Origin of the sequence: Pediococcus acidilactici, assembly GCA_024970065.1 — a bacterium.
In the GTDB taxonomy this organism is placed as follows: Bacteria; Bacillota; Bacilli; order Lactobacillales; family Lactobacillaceae; genus Pediococcus; species Pediococcus acidilactici_A.
Genome location: CP103908.1, coordinates 317,516 through 331,786 on the forward strand (window position 1 = coordinate 317,516; position 14,271 = coordinate 331,786).

12 protein-coding genes are annotated in these 14,271 nt (G+C 44.8%); 8 read left to right on the forward strand and 4 right to left on the reverse strand.

Going from position 1 to position 14,271, the window contains the following annotated elements; translation table 11 throughout:
• Window positions 1-2: 2 nt before the first annotated feature.
• Genes carB through NYR25_01470 form a run of 3 tightly spaced genes read left to right on the forward strand, consistent with a single transcriptional unit; the run spans window position 3 to window position 5,495 of the window.
• Window positions 3-3,176 (forward strand): carbamoyl-phosphate synthase large subunit, encoded by a 3,174-nt coding sequence (gene carB, locus NYR25_01460; protein ID UWF34101.1) that lies wholly within the window; start codon window positions 3-5, stop codon window positions 3,174-3,176.
• A gap of 11 nt (window positions 3,177-3,187) precedes the next feature.
• Entirely contained in the window at window positions 3,188-4,099 is a 912-nt protein-coding gene (locus NYR25_01465; protein UWF34102.1) for a dihydroorotate dehydrogenase, read from the forward strand.
• A gap of 13 nt (window positions 4,100-4,112) precedes the next feature.
• Window positions 4,113-5,495, forward strand: a complete 1,383-nt coding sequence (locus NYR25_01470) for a flavocytochrome c (GenBank protein UWF34103.1) — start codon at window positions 4,113-4,115, stop codon at window positions 5,493-5,495.
• A 172-nt stretch (window positions 5,496-5,667) separates the two neighbouring features.
• On the opposite strand, the gene NYR25_01475 is transcribed toward NYR25_01470, so the two are convergent.
• Together NYR25_01475 and NYR25_01480 are read right to left on the reverse strand one after the other, a co-directional pair.
• Window positions 5,668-6,075 carry an iron-sulfur cluster biosynthesis family protein gene (locus tag NYR25_01475; protein ID UWF34104.1) on the reverse strand — a complete coding sequence of 136 codons (408 nt, stop codon included), beginning with the start codon at window positions 6,073-6,075 and terminating at the stop codon, window positions 5,668-5,670.
• A 92-nt stretch (window positions 6,076-6,167) separates the two neighbouring features.
• Window positions 6,168-7,604: an MFS transporter gene (locus NYR25_01480; protein UWF34105.1), complete on the reverse strand. Its 1,437-nt coding sequence runs from the start codon at window positions 7,602-7,604 to the stop codon at window positions 6,168-6,170.
• 151 nt (window positions 7,605-7,755) lie between these two features.
• On the opposite strand from NYR25_01480, the gene NYR25_01485 reads away from it, so the two are divergent.
• Entirely contained in the window at window positions 7,756-8,136 is a 381-nt protein-coding gene (locus tag NYR25_01485) for a VOC family protein (protein ID UWF34106.1), read from the forward strand.
• A 219-nt stretch (window positions 8,137-8,355) separates the two neighbouring features.
• Here the strand turns inward: NYR25_01485 and NYR25_01490 are convergent, their stop codons facing one another.
• Window positions 8,356-8,586, reverse strand: coding sequence for a hypothetical protein (locus tag NYR25_01490; GenBank protein ID UWF34107.1), 231 nt, complete (start codon window positions 8,584-8,586; stop codon window positions 8,356-8,358).
• A gap of 214 nt (window positions 8,587-8,800) precedes the next feature.
• Here NYR25_01490 and NYR25_01495 point away from each other — a divergent pair, with 214 nt between their 5' ends.
• The 3 genes from NYR25_01495 (at window position 8,801) to pta (ending at window position 12,080) form a co-directional block, all read left to right on the forward strand.
• Window positions 8,801-9,514: a glucosamine-6-phosphate deaminase gene (locus NYR25_01495; protein UWF34108.1), complete on the forward strand. Its 714-nt coding sequence runs from the start codon at window positions 8,801-8,803 to the stop codon at window positions 9,512-9,514.
• Between the two features lie 392 nt (window positions 9,515-9,906).
• Window positions 9,907-11,106, forward strand: coding sequence for an acetate kinase (locus NYR25_01500; protein ID UWF34109.1), 1,200 nt, complete (start codon window positions 9,907-9,909; stop codon window positions 11,104-11,106).
• Between the two features lie 2 nt (window positions 11,107-11,108).
• Window positions 11,109-12,080 carry a phosphate acetyltransferase gene (gene pta / locus NYR25_01505; protein ID UWF34110.1) on the forward strand — a complete coding sequence of 324 codons (972 nt, stop codon included), beginning with the start codon at window positions 11,109-11,111 and terminating at the stop codon, window positions 12,078-12,080.
• A gap of 89 nt (window positions 12,081-12,169) precedes the next feature.
• Here the strand turns inward: pta and NYR25_01510 are convergent, their stop codons facing one another.
• Entirely contained in the window at window positions 12,170-12,628 is a 459-nt protein-coding gene (locus NYR25_01510) for a transcriptional repressor (protein UWF34111.1), read from the reverse strand.
• A gap of 156 nt (window positions 12,629-12,784) precedes the next feature.
• Between NYR25_01510 and NYR25_01515 the strand changes: the two genes are divergently transcribed.
• On the forward strand, window positions 12,785-14,221 hold the full coding sequence (locus NYR25_01515; GenBank protein UWF34112.1) for an MFS transporter: 1,437 nt from the start codon (window positions 12,785-12,787) through the stop codon (window positions 14,219-14,221).
• The last annotated feature ends 50 nt before the right edge of the window (window positions 14,222-14,271 follow it).

The following is a 14,271-nucleotide window of genomic DNA, read 5'->3' on the forward strand; positions in this document are numbered from 1 at the left end:
TCATGCCTAAGCGAACGGATTTAAATAAAATTTTGGTGATTGGATCAGGACCAATCATTATTGGTCAGGCGGCCGAATTTGACTATTCTGGTACCCAAGCGTGCCTGTCGTTAAAAGAACTCGGCTACCAAACGGTGTTGGTTAACTCAAATCCAGCGACCATCATGACCGATACGGACGTGGCGGATAAGGTTTATATTGAACCACTCACCCGGCAATTCGTATCCCAAATCATTCGCAAAGAGCGCCCGGATGCCATTTTGCCAACCCTCGGAGGTCAGCAAGGGCTTAACATGGCGATGGAACTAGCCGAATCAGGAATTCTAAAGGAACTAAATATTGAGCTATTAGGAACTAAATTAGACGCAATCGACCAAGCAGAAGATCGCGAACGGTTTCGGTCGTTAATGAAGGAACTTGGTGAACCAGTTCCTGACTCCGCAATTGCGACCACGGTTGCTGAAGCGGTCGACTTCGCTAAGCAAAGTGGCTTCCCCGTAATCGTCCGGCCCGCCTTTACAATGGGCGGCACCGGCGGCGGAATCGCTAATGACGAAACGGAACTTCGGAAAATTGCCGCCAACGGACTCACCCTTTCGCCAGTGACCCAAGTGCTGATCGAACAAAGCATTGCCGGAATGAAGGAAATTGAGTTTGAAGTAATGCGGGACCACGCCGATAACGCGATCGTGGTTTGCAACATGGAAAACTTTGATCCGGTAGGGATTCATACCGGAGACTCAATTGTTTACGCACCGGTTCAAACCTTAAGCGACCGGGAAGTTCAAGAGTTGCGGGACGCGGCGCTGCGGATTATTCGGGCGTTAAAAATTGAGGGAGGATGCAACGTTCAGTTTGCCCTTGACCCAGTCCAGAATCGGTACTACGTGATTGAAGTCAATCCGCGGGTAAGTCGGTCAAGCGCGCTAGCTTCTAAGGCAACCGGCTATCCAATTGCCAAGGTGGCGGCGAAAATTGCCGTTGGATTGCAACTCGACGAAATTTTGAATCCGGTGACCGGCTCGACTTACGCGGAATTTGAACCAGCGCTTGATTACGTGGTCTGCAAAATTCCCCGGTGGCCGTTCGATAAATTTGCCAACGCCGATCGCCGCTTAGGTACCCAAATGAAGGCGACCGGGGAAGTAATGGCGGTTGGTCGCACCGTTGAGGAAGCCACCCAAAAGGCGTTGCGCTCCCTCGACATTGACGTGACGGAGCTCCATGATGAACGCTTAGCTAACTTAAGCGACACAGAGTTACTTGCTGGAATCAAAGTAGCCCGAGACGACCGGCTATTCTACCTTTACGAAGCGTTGCGCCGCGGCGAGTCGTTGACTAAATTAGCACAATTAACTAAGATTAGCGTTTATTTTTTGGATAAATTACTACATATTTATGAAATTGAAACGGCGTTGCAGGAACACCCCTTTGCAACCGAATGGCTAACCGATGCTAAGCGGTATGGGTTTGCGGATACTACGGTTGCCCGGCTTTGGCAAACTACTGCGGACCGGGTGCGCGAATTTCGGCAACAAACTGGAATTCAGCCAGTGTACAAGATGATTGATACTTGTGCAGGGGAGTTTGCTTCCAGCACGCCATATTATTACAGCACCTACGAATTTGAAAACGAAAGTCAAGTTTCAGAAAAGCCCTCCATCCTAGTGCTGGGGTCGGGCCCGATTCGGATTGGGCAGGGGGTTGAATTTGACTACGCCACGGTCCATTCGATTCAAGCAATTCGCCAAATGGGTTACGAAGCCATCGTGGTAAATAACAACCCGGAAACCGTTTCGACCGACTTTTCAATGTCTGACAAACTATATTTTGAGCCGTTAACTGTCGAAGAGGTGCTTAACGTAATCGAGTTAGAGCAACCTAAGGGCGTAATCGTCCAATTTGGTGGCCAAACCGCGATTAATTTAGCTGAGGCTTTAGCGGACCATGGAGTCCCCGTTTTAAGGACCGCGGTGGAAGACGTGAACCGTGCCGAAGATCGGGATGAGTTTAACCAGTTAATCACGGAAAACCAGTTCCGACAACCCGAAGGTCGCACTGCTACTACGGTTCCAACGGCAATTACGGCGGCTAATCAAATCGGTTATCCGGTGGTTGTCCGTCCAAGTTACGTTCTAGGGGGCCGGGCGATGGAAATTGTCCACAACCAGGCTGAATTGGAAAACTACATGCACACCGCGGTCCAGGTTTCCCACCAGCATCCGGTTTTGATCGACCAGTATTTGGTGGGGACGGAATGTGAAGTTGACGTGGTTAGCGACGGGCACGACGTGGTAATTCCGGGCATTATGGAACATATTGAACGTTCGGGTGTGCATTCGGGAGATTCAATGGCGGTATATCCAGCCCAAACCCTTTCAACAACCGTACAGAACCAAATTGTGGAAATCGCGACTAAATTGGCCCGTTGCCTACGGTGCGTAGGGCTAATGAACGTTCAATTTATCGTGCACGACGAACAGGTTTACGTGATTGAAGTTAACCCGCGCGCTAGTCGGACGATTCCATTGATTAGCAAGGTCACGGATTTACCACTGGCCCGGATCGCAACGAAGGCCATTCTTGGTCAAATTATTCGGGAACAAGGGCTAACTCCGGGGCTTCACCGACCGGGCAAGTTAATTCACGTGAAGGCGCCGGTCTTCTCCTTCACCAAACTAAACGATGTGGATAGTTTACTAGGACCAGAAATGAAATCCACTGGCGAAGTAATGGGGAGCGACCGCACTTTAGCTAAGGCGCTGTATAAAGCGTTGGAGGGCGCAAAACTTCATTTGCCAGACCACGGCAAAGTTTTACTAACGGTTCGAAATACGGATAAAGAAGAAGTGGTTGGCCTAGCTAAACGTTTCTGGGACCTAGGTTATCAACTGGTGGCTACTGAAGGGACCGCGGCAGTCTTGAAACAAAACGGCTTACCTGTGGAAACGGTGGAAAAGCTGACGGAATCGACCCAAATTTTAAATGAAATCAAAGAACATGAAATTAGAACGGTGATTAACACCATTGCTGACGATCCGGATAGCGCCAACGACGGAATTAAAATCCGACAAACTGCGCTAACCTACGGAGTGCCATTGTTTACCGCCTTGGATACGGTGGATGCCATTTTACAAGTGTTAGAAGCCCAAGCCTTTACTACGGTTCACCTATAAGGAGGAAGATTATGCAACGCTTAGAAACGGAAATTGCGGGAGTAACGTTAAAAAATCCGGTTATGAATGCGAGTGGTACTGCCGCGTATGGTCAGTCCCTGGCGGAGAAAATGGATTTAAACGAATTGGGCGCCTTAGTGATTAAATCGACCACCCAAACTCCCCGAGCAGGCAACCCGTGGCCCACAACGGCGGAAACCAGCGCGGGCTGGCTGAACGCGGTGGGGTTAAAGAATCCGGGGATTGATCATGTATTAAGTGAAGAACTTCCGTGGTTAGCCAATAATTTTCCAACGCTACCGATTGTGGGCAGCGTGGCGGGGAGCACTTTTGAAGAATACGTAACGGTCGCACACCGGATGGCTAGCGCACCGAACGTTAAGTTAATTGAAGTAAACGTCTCCTGCCCGAACGTGAAGGAAGGCGGAATCGCCTTTGGAACGGAACCACGAATGGTACAAGAACTGACCCAAGCAATTAAGGACCAAGTGAACTGTCCGGTGTTAGTTAAACTAACTCCCGCGGTGACCGTCATCGAACCCCTCGTACTTGCTGCCGAAGCGGGTGGAGCGGACGGATTAGTCATGATTAATACGTTGATGGGGATGGAAATTGATCTACACACCCGCAAGCCGCACTTATCAAACGGCACTGGGGGGCTTTCTGGCAAGGCGATTCACCCCCTAGCCGTACGAATGATTCACCAAGCACGTCAAGTAACCGATTTGCCAATTATTGGCGTGGGAGGCGTTTTTACTCCCGCAGATGCGTTAGAATTAATGGTAGCAGGAGCACAAGCAATTCAAATTGGATCCGCAAGTTACGGCAATCCGCGGGCGTGTCACGACGTCATTACGGAATTGCCTGCCGCAATGGATCAATACGGGTTTGAACGGATTGCAGATTTTAAGGTAAAAAATTAACGGAGGCAGAGTAATGGCACAATCCCAAGAACTTCAAACAACCACCAGCAAAAAGCAATTTGATACCGTAATCGTGGGGGCCGGGAGTGCGGGTTTAGTAAGTGCACTCGCGTTAACCGAAGCGGGAAAACAAGTGGTCGTTTTAGAAAAGATGGCCAAGCCTGGCGGAAACTCTATCCGGGCTTCTTCAGGAATGAACGCTGCTAAAACGGCTGTTCAGGAGCACGCGGGGATTAAGGATACTTACGAAGCCTTTTTTGAAGATACCTACCGGGGTGGCGGCCAGCAAAATGACGTGGACATGCTGCGCTATTTTACTAGTCACGCAGCCGAGGCGGTGGATTGGCTAAAAAATCACGGCATTATTTTAGATGATTTGACCTTAACCGGTGGAATGGCGGTAAAGCGGGCGCACCGACCAAGCAGTGCGCCGGCGATTGGTGGTTACTTGATACACCATTTAATAGATGACTTGGCAGAAAAACAGGTGCCGGTGTTTTGTGAAACTAAGGTAGTCAATATTATTCGTACGGAAGCCGGGGATTTTGAGGTGGTTACCGAAAATCCAGCTGGGATTCGAGAAACTCTCCATAGCAAGACGATTATTTTAGCAACCGGAGGCTTTTCGGCCAGCCAAGATTTAATTGGGCACTACCGACCTGATTTACTGCATTACCGCACCACGAACCAACCGGGAGCGACCGGCGATGGACTCCGGCTAGCACAGCAGTTGGGAGCTCAGTTGGTCGATATGGCGGAAGTTCAAGTGCATCCCACCGTTTATCAAGATTCAGTAAAGACCTTTTTAATTGGGGAAACGGTCCGCGGCGAGGGCGCGATTCTCGTTAATCATCAAGGACGCCGGTTCGTTAACGAATTGGCCACCCGTAAAGAAGTTACGGCGGCGATTAACGCGCAAACTCCGGCCAACGCTTTTCTAATTTTTAACCAAGCGTTGATTAACCGGGTGGTTGCCGTCCAATTTTACGACCAAATTGGTTTGGTCACCCATGGTGCAACCCTTGCAGAATTAGCCGACCAATTGGAAATTTCCCAAGCCGCTTTGGATACTACGATGGCAACTTGGCAAACGGTAGTTCACCAACAGCATGATGCAGAATTTGGCCGCACCACCGGCTTGGTAGATGACTTTGCAACCGGGCCTTTTGCGGCGATTCCGGTGGCACCAGCCGTACATTACACGATGGGCGGCTTAAAAGTTAACGTACAAACTCAAGTTTTAGATGATCAACAACAACCGATTGCGGGATTATATGCGGCTGGGGAAACCGTGGGCGGATTGCACGGTAATAACCGGCTCGGAGGTAATTCGATTGCGGAAACGGTGGTCTTTGGGTTGGCGGCCGCTCGTCAGATTAGAAATTATCAATCTTAATTAATAAAGTAAAGCTATTAGAGTGATTTGGAATTGATAACTATGTATAGGGGTTAACTCGTGATCAAAGTTTAACGGAGAAGGTTGTTCGTTACGTGTTCGAATCGATGAGCATACAAAACGAGAAGCTACCAGATAAAAGTCTGATAGCTTCTCGTTTGTTTCGTTTAGGTTAGCAAATTTGATTACCTAATTCTTGCATATCTTTCTTAAGTTGCTTACCGTCTCCGTCGTTTTGGGGGACAAAGTTCGTTACCGTAACGGCGTTGTCAATAATTCCACTGTTATCGCGAAGTGCTAGCAAACCCATCTTGTAGTCAAGGGTTAGGCCTTCACCTAAATAAGTGGGTTCGTCATGACCGGTAGAAAGCTCCAAACCAGCGTTGTTTTCGATTGGTTCAGCGTAGTCAGCATCTTCATTGTCCGCAACCACTAGTTGGAACTTATTTCCGATTGAACATGAACCGCCTAGTTTAGAAAACTTGCTTGATCCGTCGTCTAGTGCCAAAAAGACGTGGCGTTGACCGATGTTTTTAGTGCTTAAATATTCTTGTGCAGATGGAGTAATGTTAATTTTCATAGTGTGGCCTCCCAATAAATTGACTGAATGACTTTTACCTACGAACTAATCCTAGCGCAAGGAGGTACGGAAGTTAAAAATTATGCTTGTGATTATGCGTCCAAAGTTTTCTGCCGGGCAATTAACCAACGGCGGATTACAATGATATCGGCGATTGCAAGTAATCCGGCAGAAATGGCGAATGAAAAATGCATTCCGAAAATAAAGAGTTGGTCATTGCCGTGTGGATAGGTGGTTAAGTTAGTGTGTGCTTTGGCGCTCATCAACAAGAATAACGCTGACGTAGAAATTGTTACCCCTAAAATCATTCCGAGGTTCCGTGCCAGGGCGTTGACGCTGCCCGCAATCCCTAAACGGTTGTGCGGTACCGCCGACATTACGGAAGCATTGTTAGGGGATTGGAATAATCCAGTTCCCATTCCGGTAATAATAGAAGTAAAAATAAAGAACCAGTATGGCGTTTGTAAGTTGAATCCCATAATTAGGAACTGTGAAATTAATAGCAGCGTTACGCCGATTACGGTGATTTTAGCACCACCAAATTTGTCAGATAAAAAGCCGCCCACGGGTCCGAAAATTACCATGGTCAACGGAATGATGGACAAAAGGGTTCCGGCCACGCCCGAAGATAGGCCCCGGGCGTTAACTAGGTAATAGGGCATTAAAACGTTGTAAAAGAAGCCGTTAATAAATACAAGCAGAGCGGCAATTAATCCCAGCGTAAAGTCGGCATATTGAAAAATCGATAGGTCTAACAAAGGGTGCCGACGGTGGTTTTCGGTATGAATAAATAAACCAAACGAAATTATAGCAATTAATAAGGCTCCCAGAATTAATGGGTTGGAATACCCGCGTTCCTGGCCACGAAGAATTGCAAAGAAAAAGGTAATGATACAGATTGCAAATTCAATTGCTCCCATCCAATCGATGGGTGCGTTGGCTGCGAGGGGCTGGTCATGGGGTAAACTCTTTAATCCAATTAAAACGGCAAGGATTCCGATGGGGACGTTAATCCAAAAAATGTAGTTCCAAGTTAAATAATTTAAGATTAGACCACCAATTGCGGGGCCGGCAACGGCTCCTAGCGCAACGAAGGTTCCGATTACTCCCATTGCCCGTCCCCGTTGTTCAATGGGAAAGGTACTCGTAGTAATTCCAAAACTGTTAGACATGGTCATGGCAGCTCCGATTGCCTGAACGGCCCGGGCGAATAGTAAAAACGCCAGGCCTAAATTAATTCCGGCAAGTAGAGATCCCAAAATAAATATGGCGGTTCCGATCCGGAATACTTTTGATTTTCCAATTACGTCCCCTAAGCGACCAAAAAACATTAGTAGGGCGCTAATGACGATCAAATAAATAGAAACGACCCATTCAATTCGACTTAGGCTAATGTTCATTTCCTTTGACATGATGGGCATGGCGATGTTGACGATTGAGCCATCAAGGGTGGACATGAAGGTGAAAATGCCCAGTGCAATTAGAATTAGCGTTTTATTCGTTTTTGAAGGCGCTTGTGACTGCTTCATTCAATTCTTCCTCCTGAAAATAATTTGTACAACTACATATTTTCCCGTTATCATGGGAAAAGTCAATCTTTTCGGGCTATAAACTATCTAGGCTGTTAAAAAAGTGGGTTTCTAGATAAAATAGAAGAAAAGTAGGAAAGTGGGTAGACTAATGACACCAAAAAAAATCGACCACGTTGCAATTATTTGTACCGATTATGCTGCAGCCCGGAAATTTTACGTGGAACAGTTAGGGATGCAAGTGGTGCAAGAAACTAAACGAAGTGATAAACAGGATGTTAAGTTAGACCTGAGTTTTGGAGACTTGATGGTAGAATTATTCATCAAGTCCACGGCGCCTAAACGACTTACGTATCCTGAAGCAGCGGGATTGCGGCACCTATGCTTTAAAACGGAGGACATCGCTGCTGACGTTGCTGAATTGAAGGCTAAGGGGATTCGGGTAGAACCTATTCGCAAAGACGACCTCAATCAGCGTAAAATGACCTTTTTCTTTGACCCGGATGGCTTACCGATTGAATTACACGAATGAAGTTGACTTCGTGGTAAGAGGAAAAAATAACCGTCACGTCCGGAGGCGTAGCGGTTATTTTTGCTTGGTGATTAAAGGCGGAGGGAATATTGCAGTACAGCTGCAATGGTTTTCCGCCCTCAGCATTCTGTGGTTAATAAAATTTTAGCCTTAATTGCTAACTTCGCAATCAAGGCTAAAATCTAATTAATCCCTAACTCTGCCGAGGTTTTTCACACGCTAAATCTTTTTATGCACATCATACGATACATTATTTTTATCTTGGTTAGGCTTGCGATCCTTTACGTAAAAAATAGCGTATTCTTCGTTTTTATCTTTATTATTAACGACTACTAGTTCGTCATCCAGCTGTTGTTTTTGTTTATAGAGGTGTCCCTTACGCACCGCCTCGTTATAGTCGTGAAAATTACCGATCGAATCACCGGGGTTAAAGAAAATTGTTTCACTCATGGTATCCACCTCCTACGCTACCTTAACTATAGATGAAAATGTACGCGTTTTCAACAATTTCGCTACGCGCTTAATTAATTGCGCGAAAACCCTAAAAAGAGACGATTAAAATAAAAGTTTAGTATTTTTTGCGTTTTATTGGCTTATCTATTGCATTTTGGTTTAGACCATTTTATAATTGGACTATACCAAAAAGAAAAAAGGAGCGCTGACTATGAAGGTAATTATCGTAAAAAATGATGTTGAAGGCGGAAAAGAAGGTTACAAAGTTTTTGCTGACGCAAAGAAAAATGGGGCAAAGACGTTCGGTTTAGCTACCGGAAGTACTCCAATTACCACTTATCAAGAAATCATTAAAAGTGATTTAGATTTTTCAGACTCAATTTCAATTAACTTGGACGAATACGTGGGACTTCCTGCTGACAGTGATCAAAGCTACAACTACTTCATGCACAAGAACCTATTTGATGCAAAGCCATTCAAACACTCATATTTACCAAATGGTCGCGCAAAAGACATTGAAGCAGAAGCAAAGCATTACGATGAAATTATTGCGGAAAACCCAATCGACCTACAAATTTTAGGAATTGGCCGCAACGGACACATTGGTTTCAACGAACCAGGAACTCCTGCAGATAGCACTACTCATAAGGTAGCATTAACCCAATCTACTATTGATGCTAACGCTCGTTTCTTTGAACACGAAGAAGACGTTCCGCGTTTTGCAATTTCAATGGGCTTGGCTTCAATCATGCAAAGCAAGCACATCCTGATGGAAGCTTATGGTGAAGACAAGGCGGACGCCATCAAGGGAATGATCGAAGGACCAGTAACTACTGATTTACCAGCAAGCTTGCTCCAAAATCACGACAACGTTACCGTGATCGTTGACGAGGCAGCCGCAAGTAAATTGAGTGGCAAGTACTAAGAATAAACACTTGGAAAGTTAAAACTTTGTGAAACCAAAATCGAAAAAGGGTATTTTTTTCGACTAGGTTATCTAAAAAAGTAAAATATTGACTCCAATGAGGAGATTAAGGGAAAGATTCCTTAATCTCCTTTTATTTTCCGTCATTTTCGAACAAAAAGGTGCCAAAGGATTGAAAACGTTTCCCATTTGGAATAAGATTATTTTATAAGTATTGGGATAAATAGTGCCCAAACGTCACTAATTTTGTTATTTTTAATATAAAGAATTTACCGTAAAGTGGGGTAGCACTCCTTTTTAATAGTTATTAGTTATCTAAATAATAACTTTTAGAGGAAAAAAGCGGTCGGATTCTGATAAAATAAGTCTTATTGTAAGGGAGCAATCACAAAGTGGAAAAAATAATTGCAATCAATGCTGGTAGTTCAACATTGAAGTTTAAGCTTTTCGAAATGCCAGAAGAAAAGGTCATTTCATCTGGAGAGGTAGACCGAATCGGCATTCCAGGATCTAATTTTACAATCAAGACGGCTGACGGACATAAAACTAAAATCGAACAGCCAATTAAGAACCACGAAGAAGCCGTTGATTTGTTATTACAACAGCTTTTGAAGTTAAATATCATTAAGGACTACCACGAAATTACCGGGGTGGGTCACCGGGTCGTTGCGGGAGGAGAAATTTACCAAGACTCCGCATTGATCAATGACCAAGTCTTAAAAGATATTGAAGATTTAAAGGAATATGCTCCATTGCATAACCCGGCTAACGCTACGGGTATCCGGGCGTTTAAGAAGATTTTACCGGACATCACGAGTGTGGCGGTTTTCGATACGTCTTTCCACGGTACGTTGCCTGAAAAAAATTACCTCTATAGCATTCCTTATGAATACTATGAAAAATACGGAGCCCGGAAATATGGGGCACACGGCACCAGTCACCGTTACGTCGCGGGGCAAGCGGCTAAGATGTTGCAAAAACCGTTGGAAGATTTGAAATTAATCACGTTGCATTTGGGTGCGGGAAGTTCAATTACGGCGGTTAAGGATGGAAAGTCCTTTGACACGTCAATGGGCTTCACGCCGTTAGCTGGGATTACGATGGCCACCCGTTCAGGGGATATCGACGTTTCATTAGTAGTGTACTTAATGGAAAAACTTAACATTAAGGACCCACGAAAGATGCTAGAAATTCTTAACGAAAAGTCTGGATTATTAGGTTTATCACAATTATCTCCAGACTTACGGGACATTCTAGACGCTGCAAGTGATGGTAATCATCGCGCCGAAGTTGCGGTCGAGATTTTAGTTAACGACATCGTTAAGTACATTGGCTCATACGCAACGGAAATGGGCGGCCTTGATGGAATCGTCTTTACCGCTGGTATTGGTGAAAACAGTGTACCAATCCGGAAAAAAGTCGTGGACCGGTTAGGCATTTTTAACGCTAAAATCGATGATGAGCTTAACCAACAACGTGGAGAACGGTTCATTAACCAGGAAGATTCCGCAATTAAAATTATGGTAATCCCGACCAATGAAGAATTAGCGATTGCACGTGAAGTGGAACGCTTTAAGAAAATGGAGGATTAGTTTTGAACTTATTTGAAACTTTTAAAAACAAAGTTAAAGAACAAAAACGGACGTTGGTTTTACCCGAAGGTGAAGATCAACGGGTGCTTGGAGCAGCAGTTCGTTTAGCTAATGAAGAATTGGCTAAGGTGATCGTGTTGGGCTCGAAGGCTAACATCCAGGCTTTAGCCCAAAAAGATAACCTTGACTTAGCTAACCTACAAATTATTGATCCTGCCGAATATCCTGCTGACGAAAAGCAAGATATGGTGGACAAGTTAGTTGAACGTCGGAAGGGTAAAAATACGCCGGAACAAGCTGAAAAAATGCTCGAAGACGTTAACTACTTTGGGACAATGTTGGTTTACCTTGGCAAGGCTGATGCAATGGTTTCTGGAGCAGCCCACGCAACTAGTGATACGGTTCGGCCAGCGTTGCAAATTATTAAGACTAAGCCAGGAATGCGGCGGATTAGTGGCGCCTTCCTTATGCAACGTGGTGATGAACGCTACGTCTTTGGGGACTCCGCAATTAACATCGATCCGGACGCAGATACGTTAGCAGAAATCGCCATCCAAAGTGCGGAAACTGCGCGTTCAATTGGAATTGATCCTAAGGTTGCGTTACTTAGCTTTTCTACAAAGGGCTCCGCTGCTGGTGAAATGGTTGATAAAGTTGTGGAAGCAACCAAGTTGGCTAAGGAACGCGATCCCCAAACCCCAATTGATGGAGAACTTCAATTTGATGCGGCCTTCGTGCCTGAAGTTGGGAAGACTAAGGCTCCTGAATCAGATGTAGCGGGCCACGCCAACGTCTTTATTTTCCCAGAATTGCAATCTGGTAACATCGGTTATAAGATTGCCCAACGACTGGGTGGCTTTGAAGCGTTAGGACCAGTACTCCAAGGTTTGAATGCACCAATTTCAGACCTTTCCCGGGGTGCTAGTGAAGAAGACGTTTATAAAGTATCCATCGTTACTTTAGCTCAAGCATAATTAATGACAGACAAAAATGCTTTTCAAGATTATAACTTCTTGAAAAGCATTTTTTAATTATGCAATTTTAACTTGTGGAAAACGTTAAGTTATTGGGAATCGGGAGAAGTGAGTTTTTGGCACTCAGGACATAGCCCTTCCACTTCAACGTGATTGGCAATAATGTCAAAACCAGTTTTGGTAGCGGCTACTCGGTCAATTTTGGCTAAATCAGCGGCATATTCAGGATAATCGACGTCAATAATTTTTCCACAGTTGGCGCAAATTACGTGGAAATGTGGATGCCCATAGTAGTCATAGTGGATGCCATCCTCACCACTAGTCAGTTCGATTACCAATCCTTGGTCAACTAACAACTTCAAAGTGTTGTAAATAGTTGCCAAACTGAGGTTAGGGGTGGTGGAATTTAACGCGTGAAAAATAGTTTCCACGGTAGGGTGATTTCTTTTCTGAATTAGGTATTCCAAAACGAGTCGACGCTGAGGAGTGATGCGAATATGCTTTTGTCGTAAATGTTCAATTGCTTCATCGATTGTATTTTTGGCCATCGTATTTTCTCCTATGTCATAATCGAGTCACTAAATTAATTGAAGCACGTTTTTTGCTTAGTTTCAAACGCGATTAAATAAAGTTTGCCCCGAAGCTTTACTTTAGGTTTTTAAATTAATAAAATTAAAGTTAAGTTGGCTTAAAGAGGTGCACTTATGAATAAACTGCAACGTTTACGTAGTCAGCTGAGTAGTGCGGACTACCGTCACGTTATCGTCCTAATATTAGGGATGTTAACCATGCTGGTAGGCGAATTTAGCACTACTTTGCCAATTGCGGAAATTTTACGCAATTTTGATAACGGCGGAACTACCGTCCAACTGGTGAACATCTTGCCCTTAGCTATTTTAGCATTGATGTATCCATTAGGACCGGTATGGTTACAAAAACGGACGGTTTCCACGCTATTTAGAGATTCACTAAAAGTTTTTATCATTGGGACGGTCATCATTGGCCTGGCCTACACGTTACCCCTCATGCTAGTGGGTAGAATTATTCAAGCCGTGGGTTGCGGGATGATGCTGCCCATGTTTGCCACTTTGATTAGCGCCCTCCTCCCTGAGGATAGTCGTTTTAGTGATTTTAATCAACTCGAAGATATTATTACCGGAGTAGCTACCATTGTGGCGTTGGTACTAACTGGGTTGAGTTTTTTTGCTTTTCACGCCTGGCAATGGGCTAACTTATTAGTGATTTTGGGAAGCCTCATTGTCTATGGTATGGCAAACGAAATCGAGATTGATCTTGAAGTCCAAGAATACAGCGTTGAATGGGTCAATTTTGTTCTTTCTAGCGGGTTGCTATTACTAATCGGCGGAATGGTTTTGCTCACGAAAACGGGCTTAGCGTTAGCCGGTTGGTGGCGGTGGTTCTTTTTGGTTAGCGCATTGATTTGCTTAGGGCTGTACGTTTGGCGTGAATGGCGAGTTAAGAACCCGTTAATCGATTTTAAAGGCTTGCTAGACGTGCGCTATTTGCGAGCGGTGTTCTTACAAGGAATTGGCGCGGCATCCTTTGCAAGTTTGCTAGTAATTGGGGTATTGTATTTACGCCAGGGGCTTCACTACGCAACGTGGGCGATCGGGTTGTCGTTGATTCCGGGGATTGTGGTTCGATTGGTAGTCCACCACGGCACCGTAACGTTATTACAACCAGTTTCCATGGTGAAGCGAATTCGACTAGCAACCGGCATCATGATGTTAGGCTGGGGTTGCTTGGCGATTTTTTCTACATACCTAAACTTACTGTTGTTTGTAATCTTAACCATGTTGATTGAAGCAGGGCACGGAATCTTAATTCAAGTTGGCAAACGACTTAACCAGCGGCCACATTCCCGTAGGTTGATTAACATGGCCGACATTTTTGCTGGCCAATTTAAGTTAATGGCAACCAGCTTGATTTTGACAGTATTGTCCGTCGTTTTACAAAACGTAACCGAGAGTTGGTCGTTTTCTGGGCTTCCGGGACAGTTGTCTTCATTAGCGGGTTATCGGGCGGCATTTTTTGTCTTTTTTATCATTACCATTTTAAGCTGGCTAGTCACCATGATTGCGGGCCGTAACTATAACTTGAGTAAACATATTGTGAAGTAGTTGGAGAAAATAATGACTTTTAAGGTGTTTTTTAGAAAAAGCAAAACCTT

Excerpts from the sequence above, each read along its gene's own strand:
- NYR25_01515 (UWF34112.1), top strand. The coding sequence starts at position 12,785 with ATGAATAAACTGCAACGTTTACGTAGTCAGCTGAGTAGTGCGGACTAC.
- NYR25_01485 (UWF34106.1), top strand. The coding sequence starts at position 7,756 with ATGACACCAAAAAAAATCGACCACGTTGCAATTATTTGTACCGATTAT.
- NYR25_01475 (UWF34104.1), bottom strand. The coding sequence starts at position 6,075 with ATGAAAATTAACATTACTCCATCTGCACAAGAATATTTAAGCACTAAA.
- carB (UWF34101.1), top strand. The coding sequence starts at position 3 with ATGCCTAAGCGAACGGATTTAAATAAAATTTTGGTGATTGGATCAGGA.
- NYR25_01490 (UWF34107.1), bottom strand. The coding sequence starts at position 8,586 with ATGAGTGAAACAATTTTCTTTAACCCCGGTGATTCGATCGGTAATTTT.
- NYR25_01480 (UWF34105.1), bottom strand. The coding sequence starts at position 7,604 with ATGAAGCAGTCACAAGCGCCTTCAAAAACGAATAAAACGCTAATTCTA.
- NYR25_01465 (UWF34102.1), top strand. The coding sequence starts at position 3,188 with ATGCAACGCTTAGAAACGGAAATTGCGGGAGTAACGTTAAAAAATCCG.
- NYR25_01495 (UWF34108.1), top strand. The coding sequence starts at position 8,801 with ATGAAGGTAATTATCGTAAAAAATGATGTTGAAGGCGGAAAAGAAGGT.
- NYR25_01510 (UWF34111.1), bottom strand. The coding sequence starts at position 12,628 with ATGGCCAAAAATACAATCGATGAAGCAATTGAACATTTACGACAAAAG.
- NYR25_01470 (UWF34103.1), top strand. The coding sequence starts at position 4,113 with ATGGCACAATCCCAAGAACTTCAAACAACCACCAGCAAAAAGCAATTT.